General features: G+C 68.6%; 12 protein-coding genes and 2 pseudogenes. 7 read left to right on the top strand and 7 right to left on the bottom strand.

The genetic code is table 11. The features are described 5' to 3' along the window. The first annotated feature begins 56 nt into the window (after positions 1–56). Complete coding sequence (locus JEQ17_RS01300) at positions 57–1,826, top strand: amylo-alpha-1,6-glucosidase (protein WP_200393421.1); 1,770 nt, start codon at positions 57–59, stop codon at positions 1,824–1,826. A 404-nt stretch (positions 1,827–2,230) separates the two neighbouring features. Beyond that, positions 2,231–3,148 (top strand): NADP-dependent oxidoreductase, encoded by a 918-nt coding sequence (locus tag JEQ17_RS01295; protein WP_200393420.1) that lies wholly within the window; start codon positions 2,231–2,233, stop codon positions 3,146–3,148. Positions 3,149–4,287: 1,139 nt separating this feature from the next. Here JEQ17_RS01295 and recA read toward each other — a convergent pair. The 4 genes from recA to JEQ17_RS01275 all read right to left on the bottom strand — a co-directional run bounded on the left by recA (position 4,288) and on the right by JEQ17_RS01275 (position 8,300). After that, positions 4,288–5,364: a recombinase RecA gene (gene recA / locus JEQ17_RS01290; RefSeq protein WP_200393419.1), complete on the bottom strand. Its 1,077-nt coding sequence runs from the start codon at positions 5,362–5,364 to the stop codon at positions 4,288–4,290. 580 nt (positions 5,365–5,944) lie between these two features. Beyond that, the gene (locus JEQ17_RS01285; protein ID WP_200393418.1) at positions 5,945–6,577 is read right to left on the bottom strand and encodes an NAD(P)-dependent oxidoreductase; all 633 of its coding nucleotides are present in this window, start codon (positions 6,575–6,577) and stop codon (positions 5,945–5,947) included. Positions 6,578–6,782: 205 nt separating this feature from the next. Continuing rightward, entirely contained in the window at positions 6,783–7,463 is a 681-nt protein-coding gene (locus JEQ17_RS01280; RefSeq protein ID WP_200393417.1) for a DsbA family oxidoreductase, read from the bottom strand. A gap of 198 nt (positions 7,464–7,661) precedes the next feature. After that, positions 7,662–8,300 (bottom strand): FMN-dependent NADH-azoreductase, encoded by a 639-nt coding sequence (locus JEQ17_RS01275; RefSeq protein WP_200393416.1) that lies wholly within the window; start codon positions 8,298–8,300, stop codon positions 7,662–7,664. A gap of 112 nt (positions 8,301–8,412) precedes the next feature. On the opposite strand from JEQ17_RS01275, the gene JEQ17_RS01270 reads away from it, so the two are divergent. Beyond that, complete coding sequence (locus JEQ17_RS01270) at positions 8,413–8,856, top strand: winged helix-turn-helix transcriptional regulator (RefSeq protein ID WP_200393415.1); 444 nt, start codon at positions 8,413–8,415, stop codon at positions 8,854–8,856. Between the two features lie 359 nt (positions 8,857–9,215). On the opposite strand, the gene JEQ17_RS01265 is transcribed toward JEQ17_RS01270, so the two are convergent. Next, positions 9,216–9,512: an NUDIX domain-containing protein gene (locus JEQ17_RS01265; protein ID WP_234048674.1), complete on the bottom strand. Its 297-nt coding sequence runs from the start codon at positions 9,510–9,512 to the stop codon at positions 9,216–9,218. A 41-nt stretch (positions 9,513–9,553) separates the two neighbouring features. Here JEQ17_RS01265 and JEQ17_RS01260 point away from each other — a divergent pair. Further along, positions 9,554–10,078, top strand: a pseudogene (locus tag JEQ17_RS01260) (GNAT family N-acetyltransferase); the annotation flags it as partial. A 212-nt stretch (positions 10,079–10,290) separates the two neighbouring features. Here the strand turns inward: JEQ17_RS01260 and JEQ17_RS01255 are convergent. Further along, positions 10,291–11,511, bottom strand: a complete 1,221-nt coding sequence (locus JEQ17_RS01255; RefSeq protein ID WP_200393414.1) for a metallophosphoesterase — start codon at positions 11,509–11,511, stop codon at positions 10,291–10,293. 379 nt (positions 11,512–11,890) lie between these two features. Between JEQ17_RS01255 and JEQ17_RS49825 the strand changes: the two are divergent. Then, positions 11,891–12,064 (top strand): annotated as a pseudogene (locus JEQ17_RS49825) (IS256 family transposase); the annotation flags it as partial. A gap of 30 nt (positions 12,065–12,094) precedes the next feature. After that, the gene (locus JEQ17_RS01250; RefSeq protein WP_200393413.1) at positions 12,095–12,895 is read left to right on the top strand and encodes an alpha/beta fold hydrolase; all 801 of its coding nucleotides are present in this window, start codon (positions 12,095–12,097) and stop codon (positions 12,893–12,895) included. A 491-nt stretch (positions 12,896–13,386) separates the two neighbouring features. Here JEQ17_RS01250 and JEQ17_RS01245 read toward each other — a convergent pair whose 3' ends face one another. Continuing rightward, complete coding sequence (locus JEQ17_RS01245) at positions 13,387–14,136, bottom strand: class I SAM-dependent methyltransferase (RefSeq protein WP_267924834.1); 750 nt, start codon at positions 14,134–14,136, stop codon at positions 13,387–13,389. Positions 14,137–14,247: 111 nt separating this feature from the next. Between JEQ17_RS01245 and JEQ17_RS01240 the strand changes: the two genes are divergently transcribed. Then, entirely contained in the window at positions 14,248–14,802 is a 555-nt protein-coding gene (locus tag JEQ17_RS01240; RefSeq protein ID WP_200393412.1) for a winged helix-turn-helix transcriptional regulator, read from the top strand. Positions 14,803–15,094 lie beyond the last annotated feature (292 nt).

Here is a 15,094-nt window from a genome sequence, read left to right as displayed (position 1 = left end):
ACCGCCGCCGTTCTCGCAGAAGAGTCGGTACCGCAGAAGAAACGAGTTGCCCTTTCATGACCGCCGCCCGCCCCGGCCCGGCCTTCGCCCTCCACGACATCCCCTTCAGTACGCGCGGCTCCTGGTTCGACATCTCCCCGGTACTGGCCGAGCGGACCTACGCCGAAGACCTCCACCTGGTCTCCCACCAGAACGGCATGCACGGCGTGCTGCGCTTCGTCCCCGTCGACGCCACGACGGGTGACCGCGTCGAGACCCGCGTGGAGGCGACGCCTGGCCGGCTCAGCTGGACTCACGAGGGCGGGCGCATCGACCTCGCCTACGAGACACCGGACACCGTGCGCCTGCGCGGGCAGGGCCCGGGCCTGCGCATCAGCGCCGCGGCACAGACCCTGACACCCTTTACCGGCACCTACTTCTTCCGAGACCCGGCGGACGGGGCGTACGTGTTCACCTCGTACGAGACCGGACGCCGCTACCGGGTCACCGTACTGTCGGGCCTCGTGGCCGGGGCCTCCGGCAGCCAGGCCCTGAACGCCGCGGACCGCGGCCTCACGATCACCGCCGAGGCGGGCGGAGTCTGGGAGGCCGCCGTCGAGGAGCTGGACAGCGCCCGCCGCCCCTACGCCTCCTCGGCGACGTTCAGCCAGATCGTCAGCGCGGTCGAGCGGGCCTTTCGTGCCTTCGTCGACGCCGTGGCTCCCTGGCGCTCGTCCGACACTCCGGCCGCCGAACTCGCCGTGTACGTCCTCTGGTCGGCCACGGTCGACCCGGCCGGGCTCGTCACCCGGCCCGCGGTGCTGATGTCCAAGCACTGGATGGACAAGGTCTGGAGCTGGGACCACTGCTTCAACGCCCTCGCCCTGGCGCCCGGAGCACCCGCGCTCGCGTGGGACCAGTTCTCACTGCCCTTCGACCACCAGGACGAGAGCGGGGCCCTGCCCGACTCGGTGACCCACTCGGAGATCCTGCGCAACTTCGTCAAGCCGCCCATCCACGGCTGGACCCTGGGCCGACTGCGCAAGCGCCTCCCCGAACCCCTCGACAGGACCGAACTCGCCGCCACCTACGACCGGTTGGGACGCTGGACGGACTTCTGGCTCACCGCCCGTCGTGCACCGGACACCGCCCTTCCCCACTACCAGCACGGCAACGACAGCGGCTGGGACAACGCCACCACCTTCGACGCCGAACGCGTGGTCGTCACCGCCGACCTGGCCGCGTTCCTCGTCCTCCAACTGCACGAACTCGCCGCTCTGGCCACCGAGCTCGGCCGTCATGACGACGCCCGCGGCTGGACAAGCACAGCGGAGGCGACCCAGGCGGCCATGCTCGACGAACTGTGGACGGGGGAGGGGTTCGTCGCACGGGGCGCCGAAAGCGGCGACACCCGGCACAGCTCCAGTCTCCTCGACCTGATGCCCATCGCGCTGGGCGAGCGTCTGCCCGAGAACATCGCAAAGACGCTGGCCACCCGGATCGAGGCACACCTGACCCCGTACGGACTGGCCACCGAACTGCCGACCTCACCCCACTACCGCTCCGACGGATACTGGCGCGGACCCATCTGGGCCCCTGCCACCGTTCTCGTCGAGGACGGCCTGCGCCGCAGCGGCCACGACCGCCTGGCCGACGAGATCAGCGCCCGTTTCCGAACTCTGTGCGAAACCCACGGCTTCGCAGAGAACTTCGACGCCCTCACCGGCACCGGCCTGCGCGACCGTGCCTACACCTGGACCGCCGCCAGCTACCTCTTCCTCGCCGAAGCCCACACCATCCGGCACGCAATGGATGCGACTGATGCCCCCAACGAAGTCAGGCCCTGACGGCTGCACTGTTGCGCGTGTGACCGACCCGGCTCTCCTCCTGAACGGTGCGAGACACAAGGGCCTCGCGGACCGGCAGAGTGCGACAGATCATTCGAAGATCACCGGCAGTTCGTGATCTTCGAAGCGGGTTGCGCCCACGACCCGCCCGGCACACGGCGCCCTCGCACCCGGACAGACGGAAGGTCACACCACCTGTGATGCTGCCGTCCGCGTCACGAGGAGACGGGAGACATCGGAATGACCCAGGGCGAAACGCATGGTTGGTGTCCACGCTCTCCATCGACAGCGCTGGGAAGACAACCTCGTCCCTGAGGCGTTGAATGCGATGGCGCGGTCGGTACGTGGCATCCGGCTTGGCCCGTCCAAGGCTTGTCCGAACGAGGGAATGCGGTGATCACGCGATGCAGGCGGTGCGGTTCCACGAGTACGGCGGGATCGATGTGCTGCGGGTGGAGGAGGTGGAGCGGCCGACTCCCGGCCCCGGACAGGTGCTGGTCGAGGTCCGCGCGGCCGGGATTCAGCCCGGCGAGGTGATGATCCGCGAGGGCGCGCGGCACGGACGCTGGCCGGCCGTGTTCCCCTCCGGGCAGGGCAGCGATCTGGCCGGCGTCGTGGTGGAGGTCGGCCCGCAGGTGCGCGGCTTCGCGGTGGGCGATGAGGTCTTGGGCTTCACCCATGACCGGGCGAGCCATGCGCAGTTCGTCGCGGTCGACGACGTGGACGTGGTCTCGCGTCCACCGGGGCTGTCCTGGGACGTGGCCGGGTCGTTGTACGTGGCCGGCACGACCGCATACGCCTGCGTGTTCGCGGTGGACCCCGGGCCGGCGGACACCGTCGTGGTGTCCGGTGCGGCGGGTGGCGTCGGGTCTTTTGTCGTGCAGCTCGCGCGGCGGCGGGGAGCCACAGTGATCGGGCTGGCGAGCGAGGGGAATCATGCCTGGTTGAGGCAGCGCGGTGTCGTCCCGGTCGTGTACGGCGAGGGCGTGGCCGAACGGATCCGGGAGGCTGCCGGCGGGAACGTCGACGCGTTCATCGACACGTTCGGCGACGGCTACGTGGAGCTGGCAGTGGAGCTGGGTGTGCGGTCCGAGCGGATCAACACGATCCGCGATTGGCAGGCCGCGGCCAAGGTTGGGGCGCGAACCTACGGTGAAGGCGCGGCGGCATGCGCGGTCGTGCTCGGCGAGCTGGCCCGGCTTGCCGCACGCGGCGAGCTGGAGGTACCGATCGCTCGCACCTACCCGCTGGAACAGGTGCGAGACGCGTTCCGTGAGCTGGAAACGGGGCACACCCACGGCAAGATCGTGCTCCGCCCGTAGCCCCGGCCGGCCGAGGCGACCATCGGGCCGGCCCCCCGGAACATCGACGCGTGTCACCGCCGACGGCCAGACAGCTCCCTGTCGACTGGCCGCCGGCGGCGAATCACAACTGGCCACAAGCAGTCGTCCGGCGCTGACCTGTCTGGACGGTCACGCTCACGCCGCCACGCGACGCGAGTGGCCGGCCGGCAGTCCTGGGTGGGCCCCAGAGGCGCGTTGTGCAGTCGTCGCTGGATGTGGGGAGCAGTTGTCCGTTGGGGTGAAACGCTGCGTGGGTGGTGCCGTCCGCATGGCCCGTGGGTGGCTCGCCGACCGACTGGCCGGTGGCAGGATCCAAGACGCGTACGGCCATCGAGGCTGGTGGTGGCCAGAAGACCCTGCGATGGAAAGGCGATGCCCCAAATCGCGCCAGTGTCCGGTCAAGGCCCCTGGAGCCTTTCCCCGGTGACGGCGCTCCACACGTAGGCGGTTGCGTCGTCGGCACCAGTGGCTGCTAGTAGCAGTCCGGCGGATGCTGTCTACGCTGCGTCAAAATCCTGCATGTGGGCCAGATCTGGCGAGCGTCGGTAGGGCAGCGCCGACGCTGTGGCGACCGTGTGCCGCCGAACTGAGGGCAATCCCCGGGAGGGTGCAAGCCTGCCCGCCGTGCCCCCTTGCGGGTAGCGACACATGACGACGTGCTTGTCCTACCCAGCAGATTCTTCGTTTGCTGCTGGTACACGCGTGGCGGCTGCGTTGATCTGCGAAAACGAGAGTGCTGTCGGTGTTGCCGCCAACTTGGTCCGGGAATGGTCCGGATCTTGCGCGACGGAACACCTCCGCTTGCGCGGGATGCACAACTCCCCGTGCTCCCCAGTCACCTGTGCCTCCAGCCGACCCCCACGAGGAGAGAGCCATGCCCGAAGTGCCCGGCATCCCCGACACATCCGGCCGCCCCCGACCAGCCGGATCCTGACGCGGTCATCGATTCCTTGCCGAGCGCGGTGTCCTCTGCGCCTCGCTTATGGTCTGGTATCGCCCGGACGCGCACGAGCAGGTTCTCGGCATGGAATAGGGGGGCGAGCGGATCTGGGCCGTGGAGCACGCCGAGATGCTGAACATGTCGGAAGCCTGCCCCGGCCAGGCCGCGTCCGTGCCTGTCAGGCGGCGTTTCCCGCCGAGGTCCGGGCGGTACCAGGGACCGGGACGGCGCCCGTGTCCTCGGCGACTGCGGCCTTTGCCGGCGCCCCGATTCCGAGCTTCTCGAGGATCTTCTTCTCGATCTCGTTGGCGAGGTCGGGGTTGTCCTTGAGGAAGTTGCGCGCGTTCTCCTTGCCCTGACCGAGCTGGTCGCCCTCGTACGTGTACCAGGCGCCGGCCTTGCGGACGAAGCCGTTCTCCACGCCCATGTCGATCAGGCCGCCCTCGCGGCTGATGCCCTGCCCGTAGAGGATGTCGAACTCGGCCTGCTTGAAGGGCGGGGCGACCTTGTTCTTGACGACCTTCACGCGGGTGCGGTTGCCGACCGCGTCCGTGCCATCCTTCAGCGTCTCGATACGGCGGATGTCGAGCCGCACCGAGGCGTAGAACTTGAGCGCCCGGCCACCGGTCGTGGTCTCCGGGGAGCCGAACATCACGCCGATCTTCTCGCGCAGCTGGTTGATGAAGATCGCCGTGGTCTTCGACTGGTTGAGCGCGCTGGTGATCTTCCGCAGGGCCTGGCTCATCAGCCGGGCCTGCAGACCCATGTGGGAGTCGCCCATCTCGCCCTCGATCTCGGCGCGTGGCACCAGGGCCGCGACGGAGTCGATCACGATCAAGTCGATCGCGCCGGAGCGGATCAGGATGTCGACGATCTCCAGCGCCTGTTCACCGTTGTCCGGCTGGGACAGGATGAGGTGGTCGGTGTCGACGCCGAGCTTCTTTGCGTACTCGGGGTCGAGGGCGTGCTCCGCGTCGATGAAGGCGACCTGGCCGCCGGCCTTCTGTGCGTTCGCTACTGCGTGCAGGGTCAGGGTCGTCTTGCCGGAGGACTCCGGCCCGTATACCTCCACCACACGGCCGCGGGGCAGACCGCCTACGCCGAGCGCCACGTCCAGCGCGGTCGATCCTGTAGGGATCACCTCGATGGGCTCATTGGGCCGCTCGCCGAGGCGCATGACCGCGCCCCTGCCAAATTTCCGCTCAATCTGCGCGAGCGCGGTGTCCAGCGCCTTTTCGTGGTCGGTTCCTGCCATGAGCTTTCACCCGGTCCGATTGTGTGGCACGCCGCACGTCGGAGAACGTGAGCGTCTACTGCCGACAACGGACGTCTCGGAGATCCCAGTAAACGAACATCCGATCGATTTGCGTGTCCAGTGAAAGGTACCAAACAGAGGGGAGCGGGACGGGTCGCGCACCGGACCGCTCCGGACGCGGACCGTGCCGCCGCCCGCCTTCCCTCGCTGAACCGCGGCGCCGTCGAATGTCTTCACTGCTTCCGAGAATGCCCTCCACCGACTTCGTGACGTATGAGACCTCGCTGCGGTCGGCCTCCTCGCTGGCATGAGGTGTACTCAGGTGGCCGTGCCGATCGCGAAGTCGTAGTCACGCAGTCCTGCTGTTTTTTGGTAACCGGCTCCAGTCACCTTGCTGAGTCTCGTTGACCTCTTCCCGATGACCCACCATGTGGAGTGTGTTGCGATCCTTGAACCGGCCGCAAAGGGCTTCTGAACTGCTGTTTTGCGCGTGCGCGTTATGTGCGGTGTGGGTGTTACGGGTGATATCTTGACGCTGAAATGACGCTCGTAACGCTCATTTGGCGCTCGTGCGGCTCCTTTATTTGTCGGTGATGAACGGTGCTGCGCCGATATGAGTGGAGTCGGCGGCCTGCTGGAGGAGGAAAGCGGCCGCGTTGGTCCGCGAGAGGCGGACACCGCCCTTGTCGCCGACGGCGCGGACGTTGATCGCGGCGGTCTTCGGGCCGTTGGTCAGCAGCGGGACGCGGACGATGGTCCACTTCAGCCCGGAGTCGCGGACGGTCTGTCCGATGCGGACGATGGCGTCGTAGGCCATGGGCTGGAACTTCCGGATGCCAGTGACCATGAGCCCGACTTTGAGCTCCCTGCGGTCGGCCGGGTCGGTGATGCTCGGGGTGCCCAGCGCGACGAGACGGTCGACCCCGTGTTCCCGCATCGCCGCGATGATGCTGCGGTAGCCGGAGATCAGCGGGGGAATCTCCGCCTTGTTGGTGCCCGGGCCCAGGACGCTGAGCACGGCGTCGCTGCCGCGTACCGCCTCACCGGTGGCCAATGCGTCGTCGAGTTGTCCCCGGATCGCCGTGAGCCGCTGGTGGGAGGGCAGTTTCGCGGGCATACGGGCGTAGGCGACGACCTCGTGGCCCTCGGCCAGGGCCTGGTTGATCAGGAGCAGACCGGTGGGGCCGGTACCGCCGAAAACGGTTATGCGCATGGGTTCACCTCTACGGGACCGGGCCACAGAGCAGGGTTCATCTCTGTAACTCCATCCGAGCAGTGGCCTTGAGCGTCGCAGAACGCGCCTTCCGGAGCGCTGATGAGCGTGAGCGCGGGTGGAGGCGTGTCGTGGGAGTCGCCGTCGCCGGCCGCGACGAGGGTGTCGCAGTCGGCCGACTCGGTGCGGCGCGTGGTGGGTGCAGTCATGCGGACGCTCCCCATGCCTGCGCGATGGCGGCTGCGTAGCCCTGGACATGGGTGGCGCCGGCAACGGCGTGAGTGCCGTTGAAGACCGCGAACGGAACACCCGTGATGCCGAGCGCCTGGCCTGCCGCTCGTTCGTCGCGGACGGCCTGTGCGTAGGTGTCCCCGGACAGCAGCGCGCGGGTCTCCTCGGCCGGAACTCCGGCGTCGGCGGCGACCTGCAACAGTGCGTCGTCGTCGAACGGGTCGAGCTCGCCGGCGAAGTAGCCGCGCTGCAACGCCGAGAACATCGGCGTGGCCACGCCGTGAGCGCGGGCGAGATGCAGAACCCGGTGGACGTCGAATGTGTTCGCGGCCGGGCGGTCCACGCTGTACGGCAGGCCCTCGGCGCGGGCCAGTGCGGCCATCTGCGATTCCATCCGGCGGGCGTGCTCGGCCGTGCCTCCGTGCTTGGCGACGAACACTTCCGGCACCGATACCGGTGTTGAGGCCATGTTCTGATCCAGTTGGAAGGAACGAAGGACCACCTGTACCTGCCCGGCTGCAGCTGTGGTGAGGGCCTGCTCAAGCCGGTGCTTGCCGATGTAGCACCAGGGGCAGCCCAGGTCGGTCCACAACTCGATGACCAGAGGAGAGCTGGTGTCCGGTGTCGGTGATTCCGGCGCGGTGGACGTGGTCATGGAAGCCTCATTCCTGTGCGCGATCTGCCCGCGAGCGTGGGTTTCGTCCCGTCACCGCAGGCGGGACTGTGGGCTGGTCCGGGTCGGGAGCCAGGCGCCGCGGATGACGGCGGGTCTCGGCGCCGGACAGCCTTGGGGCAATCCGGAAGGCCGTCCCGCGCCGGGCGTGTGTGCAGCCGAGAGCGACCCTTTCAGGGCCTACAGGGCGGCCTGGAAGGCTTCGGCGAGCTTGCGGGCCTGCTCATGGGAGTTCGCCAGGGATGCCTCGTGCAGCGGTATGAGTTCGGACATGTAGGGGACGACCGGGGCGAGGGTGAGCTCGGGGGTCAGGACGCTCACGTCGAGGCCGAGCGACTGCTGGTGTCCCAGGACGGTTTCCAGGGTGGGGACCACATGGTCCATGCCGTGGTTGGGGGTGCCGGGGCCGTAGCCGCCGCCACGGGCCGATACGACCAGGGCAGGACGGCCCGCGGCCGGCGGCCCGTCGGGAAGCGCCACCGTGGCACCCACGGTCATGACCTGGTCCAGCCATGCCTTGAACACCGAGGGCATCGAGTAGTCGTACATCGGCACCGTGAACAGGTAGGCGCTCGCGCCGAGGAACTCCTCGATCAGCTCTTCCTGGATCGCCGCGGCCGCGGCTTGCTCCGGGGTGCGAGCGGCCTGGTCCGCGCTGCGCGCGGCGATGCCGACGGCACTGAGGTGAGGCACCGGCGCGGCTCCGAGGTCACGGTGCACGACCGGCCCCTGCCAGGAATCCCGAAAAGACTGGGCGACCTGCCGGGACACCGAGTCGGCGCCCAGGGAGGAGGAATCGATGTGCAGCAGATAGGACATGAAGGTGCCTCCGAAAGCGAAACTTATCTTTTGTGCGCAGCGCCATCATGCGGCAGTATGGGGACCTCTACAAAAGGCACATTCATGTCTGTACCGAAGGAGTATGTGCGTCATGGACACCGCCGGCGTAGCCGCCGACACGATGCCGACAGGGCCGTGCGCCCGCATTCCGGAAGGGCAGTCCGCCTTCGTCCGCGAGATCCTCGAGCGTGTCGGCGACAAGTGGACACTGCTCGTGATCGCCACTCTGCAACAGGGCGTGCGTCGGTACTCCGATCTGCACCACACCGTGCCGGGGATCTCCCAGCGCATGCTCACCCTCACGCTGCGGCAGCTCGTCCAGGACGGCCTCGTCACCCGAACCGCATACGCCGAAGTCCCCCCACGCGTCGAGTACGCCCTCACCCCCCTCGGGATCAGCCTCCTCGACATCGTCGGTGCCCTGATCGACTGGGTCTCGACCCATCACGACGAGATCCGTGAGCACCGCACGCACGCCGGCCAGGCGACAAGGAAGTCGACAACGAAGCCGACACCCATGAACGCGAAAAGCTGACCACCTCCAGGCCCCGAGTGGGCCCTGGACTGGAGGTGGGCGCCATGCCATGAGCATCCGATCCCGGTGCCGAGGCCCTACGCCAGACGCCGTTGGCGAGACACTCTGATGCGTCTGGGGAACCCTGGGAGTGCGGGATGACCACCCGCCAGCGGCAGATTGCCCACCTCCATCTGCGCACCACATTGAGCGGGGCTCAGCATGCCGACGCAGTCGAGCTGATGTCTGGCATCACGCCTCGCGTCCAGGCCGTCCCGCCCGACGCGGTCCAGCGAGCAGCATCACGTCCTGTCTGTTCAGGTCCGCACGGAGAGAGCCGCCGAGTTGTGCCCGCCGCACCAGTGACTTCACGGTCGCGGTCAGCTGCTCCCATCCGGCCTGGATGTCCGGCCGCCCCCACCGGCCACCCCGCCTACAGTCAGACCTTCCCGTGCGAGCCGTCCACAGCCAAAATCGGCCGCAAGCTCGTCCGTGATGTCCTTGGCTCGGTGGTGTACGACGTGCAGGAGCTCCAGGCGGTCAGGGTCGGCCCTGACGTCGGTCTCCTCGAACAGTTCGCGGGCCGCCCCGACGGTGAAGGGTTTGCCCTGGTCGAGCTTGCCGGACGGCAGATGCCACCGCCGGTAGCCGTAGGAGCCGCCTCTCTGCGAGAGCAGGATCTTGCCGCCCGCGCGGAGAAGGACGTGGGTTCAGCCAGCGTCTCAGCCTCCGCGAGCTCACCATCGATGACGTCGATGCGGTGCTCACCATCTACGGCGACCAAGAGGCAACGGGACACCTGTCGTTCGAGCCGCGTACCCGCGACCAGGTCAGCCAGATCGTCGCCCGATCCATCGCCTCGGCCACGGCGGAGCCGCGTAGCGAGTACGCGCTCGCCGTCATCGAGCGGGACACGAACACGCTGATCGGGTACGGCCGACTCGCCATGGACCCCCACCAGCAGCGCGCAGCCACGTTCGGCTTCGGGCTGCGCCAGGAGGCCTGGGGTGTCGGCTATGGCCTGGAGACCGTCCGCCTACTCCTGGGCCTCGGGTTCGAAGACCTCGGCCTGCATCGCATCTGGGGCGCACGCTCCCCGCTCAACGAAGCGTCGGCGAAGACCATGACGGCGGCAGGCATGGTCCAGGAAGGCATCATTCGTGCCCACATCCAGAAGGCGGGCCGGTGGCGTGACTCGGTCGTGCACTCGATGCTCGACGACGAGTGGAAGCCTAGTGTCTGAGATTTCACATCGCCGAATGTTCTTCGTCTGCTGGTGGTACAGGCGTCGCGTGTCGCTGACCTGCGTAAAACGTGGCCACGTACGGCTCGTTGGAGCCGTCGGCCCGGGGATGGTTTGGATCTTGTCCCCGGTGAGACGGGCCTGGTCGTCTGTCGATGCCGCGGCCCTCGGCTCGTGGATTGCTCAAAGGGGATGCATCGGCCTGTCCGGTGCTAGGGCGAGGTGGGCAGGTGCGGAGAGCGGAGCACGAGCAGGGTGATCTCGCTGGGGGCGAAGATGCGGAACGGCGGGCCCCAGAAGCCGGTGCCGCGGCTGGTGTAGAGGAGGGTGCGGGTGCCGTGGTGGCTCATGCCGGCGAGGGCGGGCTGGTCGATGCGGACCAGGTGGTGGAAGGGCCATATCTGGCCGCCGTGGGTATGGCCGGAGAGTTGAAGGTCGATGCCTGCGTCTGTCGCCCGGTCGACGAACTTGGGCTGGTGTGCCAGGAGCAGGACGGGTAGGTCGGGGTCGGCGCCGTCCAGGGCTCCGGCGAGGTGGGCGCGGTGGCCCGCCAGTCCGGAGGCCTCGGCGGTGACGTCGTCCACGCCGGCGACCACGAGGGTGTCGCCTTCGCGTTCGAGCAGCAGATGGCGGTTGCGCAGCGGCTCCCAGCCCAGTTCGCCCATCAGGTCGACCCAGCCCTGGGCCTCGCTGTAGTACTCGTGGTTTCCGGTGACGTAGACCCGGGCCCGGGTGGCTCGCACGGTGCCGAGCGGGGTGGCTTGGGCGCGGCGGCGTTCGGCCGTGCCGTCCGCGATGTCGCCGGTGTGGCAGACCAGGTCGGCTTCGAGGGTGTTCACGGTCTCGCATACCCGTGCCGACCAGCGGGCGCGATCGAGCGGGCCGTAGTGGGTGTCGGTGATGAGGACGACGCGGGTGCCGTCCAACCCGGCACCCAGCCGCGGGAGTTGTACGTCGAGGCGGCGCACGCGTGGCACGCGGCGGGCTTCGGCGTACCCCCAGGCGAGCAGTACAGCCGTTACGCCGAGAACAGCCCACGTGACGATTCGGGCCCGGTCCTGGCCTTCGCCGACGCCGGCCACGGTCAGGGCGAGCCGCAAGAGGACGCCGAGCAGAACGGACCAGGTGAACAGAACCCAGCTGGCGCCCAGCAGGGTGTCACCGACGATCGCCGCCCGGTCCTGCTGGCGTCGGCCGTGGCCGCGCCCCATCGCGAGCGGCATACCAACGAGGCCGAGGGCGAACAGCGCGGTGCCGACCAGCGCGACGGGAAGCGGCCAGTGCTGACCGGCGTGCAGGAGCACCCAGCAGGGCACGGCCCACAGCAGGACAGGGGCGATCAGGGGGATGTAGCGCATCAGGCGGAGCAGTCGGCTCTGCCGTGGCGCTTGCGCTTCGCTGTCGGCGGGTCGGGTGTTGCTGGTGTCGGTCATGCTTCCCCTCTGACCAGGCTGCTGTCTCGCGCACTGTATCGGTCGTCCTCTGGCCGGACGGACGGACGATCATGGGTGCGGCCCCGTGGGGCGAAGGGTTCTGCGCGGGATGGCTGGATTCCGCGGTGACACCGTCAGGCGAGCCGGGTCAGATGGCAATGCCGCTGAGTCGGCGAGGCCGGGCGGGCTGGCCCACTGGATATGGCTGGTGGGGATTCGCAGCGTCAACGAGCCGTAGTCGATGGCAGGTTGACTGATCACGTGGCGATCGGGGTGCCCACGGAACTGGTCCCGAGAGGGCTGGTCGACGAAGTCATGGACAGGGCTGGGCGCCGCGAGTCGATCAGCATGCGCTCGGCGATCGAGCCTTCACCGATCCACCTGCGGGGCCGGCTCCCTCACAGCCGCCCTGGCCATGGTCTTCAAACTCGTCGAGTCCGCCCAGCAACGGTGGAGGGCTGTGGACGCACCCCACCTCGTCGCTCTCGCGGGCGCCGGAGTCCGCTTCGGACGTGGCTGGCTCGTCGAACGCCCCGAGGCGGTTGCGGCATGATCAAAGCCAGCCGATTTCCTGGGAGCCGACGTGGCATGGTCTGAACACGTGGTGGTGCGAGACGGCGTCCGGCTTGCCTTCCGGGACTGGGGCGGGACGGGACAGCCCATCGTGTTTCTGCACGGCCTGGCCGGTCACGCGGGTGAATGGGACGTGCTGGCACGGAAGTTGAGCCCCCGATATCGGGTCGTCGCCCTCGACCAGCGCGGGCACGGCGCCAGCGAGCGCCACCCGCGGGACGTCTCCCGCGCCGCCTACGTCGCCGATGTCATCGCCGTTGTCGATCAGCTGGCGCTGCAGCGGCCTGTCCTGGTCGGCCAGTCGCTGGGCGGGCACACGGCCATGCTCGCCGCCGCCGCGCATCCCGGACTTGTCCGCGCGCTCGTGCTCGTCGAGGCCGGCTCCGGCGGTCCAAATCCGAACAGCCCCGGGGACATCGGCAGATGGCTCGACTCGTGGCCGACACCGTTCCCCTCACGCGAGGCGGTAGCCGCCTTCCTCGGCGGCGGACCGGTCGGAGCGGGCTGGGCGGCCGGACTGGAAGAAGGCGACGGCGGATGGTGGCCTCGCTTCGACCGGGACGTAATGGTCCGCTCGCTGGCGGAGAACGCCCAGCGTTCCTTCCTGCACGAGTGGAGGCAGGTCGCCTGCCCGACCCTGGTCGTCCTGGCGCAATCCAGCTTCATCCCTGCACAGGAAGGCGACGAAATGCTTCGGCAGCGACCCGCCACCATGGCGTTGAGCATCCCCGGCACCGGCCACGACCTGCACCTGGAACAGCCTGGGATCCTGCTCACCATGCTCTCGGGCTTCATCGAGGGCCTCGCCTGAAACTCCTGCACGGTCACAACGACTGTCAGCCGTGCCGACGAGCCTGCGACGGCCCCAGGAGACGTCCCGAGACGACTCAAGCCTTAATTTCCCGCGAGCTCCAAGTCGCCCGCTGTGCACTCCACGACGAGCGGGCTCGCCACTACACACCGAGGAGTGGCACAGGTACGAGGGAGGAGCCCAGCGACCCGCGGATACCCGGTCATCACAGCAGAGGCGTTGATGCTGTCGTCCGCGTCATCCAGGGCGTGCAGCAGCTCCTGCACGGGTGGGCTGCAACGGCTCCATCAGCGCCCACAGTTCGTCATCCACGATCCACAGCGATTCCCCCACACCTGACGAACGGCACAATCGTCGTACTGGTCACCGCTCGACCAGCGCACCTCAACAAGATTGCGATACGGCCTGACAGCGGGGCTCGGCCGGGTAGGAACTGGCGATGCCATTTTGGGGTGCGCCCGGGATGGCCGGTCCGGGGTCGGCGGTGTGGCTCATGCCCGGTGGACCGCATACCCCAGATAGGTCACCACCGGGCTGCCCTCCGGCTCGAGCACCATGTCGACCAGCGCCGGCAGCTGATCGTCGGTCAGCGGGCCACGCCTGCGCCCGCGCGTCGCGCGCACCAGGCTGCGTACGTTGCGCGGCTTGAACGCCGAGACGTCCTGCGCGGACAGCCCCGCTCGGTCGAGGGACTCGGCGAGCTCCACCGGTCGGCGCAGCCGGTGTGCGGCGTAACGGCCGCGGGGCATGATCCGTGTGCTGGGGAGGGTTTGGAAGGCGCCGAGGTAGACGAGGCGGGACGCGGGGGTGCGGTTCACCGTGTCGTAGACGAAGGCCCCACCAGGGCGCAGCACACGCGCCGCCTGTGCGAGGACCGCGTCCGGCCGTTCGGTGATCTCAAGGGTGTCGGCGCAGTAGACGAGGTCGAAGGAGTCGTCCGGCAGGTCGAGTTCCTCCGCGGGTGTCGTCAGGTACGTGACGCCCAGACCGTCGTCCGCATCCAGGGCGAGGGCCGTCGCGGCGGGGGACGGATCGGCGGCGACGACCTCGAAACCGAGCTGCGTGAGGCCGCGGGCCAGAAGGCCGCGCCCGCTGCCGACGACGAGCGCCCGGCTGTCAGCCGCCGCGAGGCTCAGCTCCGACAGCACGTGCCGAAGGTACTCCATCCGTACGGACTGGAAGGTCAGGGCCCGGATGTGGCGGCCGTCGACAGCCGCGGGCCCGACCGAGTCGAGTGCAATGTGCGGGGCGGCGGAGATGGCAGGCTCCCTCGACGTTCTGGGTCAGGTTCCCTGAGGGAACCTAGCATTGGTGAGTTCCCTCAGGGAACCCACACTCGATACCATCGAAGGGTGACCCGTACCTCCCTCTCTGATGTCGCGTGCTCGATCGCCCGCTCGATCGACCTGTTCGGCGACGCCTGGACGGCCCTGATCATGCGCGACGTCCTCGTCGGCATCCGCCGCTTCGACGAACTGGCGGAGGACCTCGGCCTGTCCCGCAAGGTTCTCGCCGCGCGGCTGGCCCGACTGGTCGAGGAAGGCGTGTTGACCCGCGAGCGGTACCAGAACAGCCCGCCGCGCGAGGAGTACGTGGCCACGGAGAAGGGGCAGGAGCTCTACCCCGTCCTGCTGGCGCTGATGACCTGGGGCGACAAGTGGTACGCGGGGCCCGCGGGGCCGCCCGCCCGGATCCGCCACGACGCCTGCGGGCACGTCACCACGCCGGTCGTGGCCTGCGACGCCTGCCAGGAGCCGCTCACGGTGGCCGACACGACACAACTGCCCGGCCCCGGCGGACGGGCAGGGCCGGGCACGTGGCTATTGGGACCGCTGATTGCCGCGCAGGGGGAGGAGGGCACGCACCCGGCCACAACCACAGATCCCGCCCGATCAGCTCCTTCCTGACCTCGCGGTCGGCAGATCCGCCTCCCGGGCAGCCTCGGCCTCCGCCCGCAGCACCCCGACGCGGTCCGGATCCTCGGTGTAGGTGCAGGCCGCCGCCTCTTCCCACTCACAGTCGCCTGGAGAAGGCCCTGGTCCACCAAGGCCTTCTCCAGGCGCATTCCGCACCCTTCGGCGGCCTGGTCGAGCAGGGCGGCGCCAGTGGGCATTGGACCTGTCAGATCGCGTGCGACCGATCGTTGACTACTGGCGCACCAACTTGTTCATGCGCCAGCTCGTTGCTCGGGATGTCGCA

Origin of the sequence: Streptomyces liliifuscus, from assembly GCF_016598615.1 — a bacterium.
GTDB classification, from domain to species: domain Bacteria; phylum Actinomycetota; class Actinomycetes; order Streptomycetales; family Streptomycetaceae; genus Streptomyces; species Streptomyces liliifuscus.
The sequence above is the reverse complement of the archived record's forward strand: the minus strand, read 5'-3'. Positions and strand labels throughout refer to the sequence as shown.

Excerpts from the sequence above, each read along its gene's own strand:
- JEQ17_RS01300 (WP_200393421.1), top strand. The coding sequence starts at position 57 with ATGACCGCCGCCCGCCCCGGCCCGGCCTTCGCCCTCCACGACATCCCC.
- JEQ17_RS01295 (WP_200393420.1), top strand. The coding sequence starts at position 2,231 with ATGCAGGCGGTGCGGTTCCACGAGTACGGCGGGATCGATGTGCTGCGG.
- recA (WP_200393419.1), bottom strand. The coding sequence starts at position 5,364 with ATGGCAGGAACCGACCACGAAAAGGCGCTGGACACCGCGCTCGCGCAG.
- JEQ17_RS01285 (WP_200393418.1), bottom strand. The coding sequence starts at position 6,577 with ATGCGCATAACCGTTTTCGGCGGTACCGGCCCCACCGGTCTGCTCCTG.
- JEQ17_RS01280 (WP_200393417.1), bottom strand. The coding sequence starts at position 7,463 with ATGACCACGTCCACCGCGCCGGAATCACCGACACCGGACACCAGCTCT.
- JEQ17_RS01275 (WP_200393416.1), bottom strand. The coding sequence starts at position 8,300 with ATGTCCTATCTGCTGCACATCGATTCCTCCTCCCTGGGCGCCGACTCG.
- JEQ17_RS01270 (WP_200393415.1), top strand. The coding sequence starts at position 8,413 with ATGGACACCGCCGGCGTAGCCGCCGACACGATGCCGACAGGGCCGTGC.
- JEQ17_RS01255 (WP_200393414.1), bottom strand. The coding sequence starts at position 11,511 with ATGACCGACACCAGCAACACCCGACCCGCCGACAGCGAAGCGCAAGCG.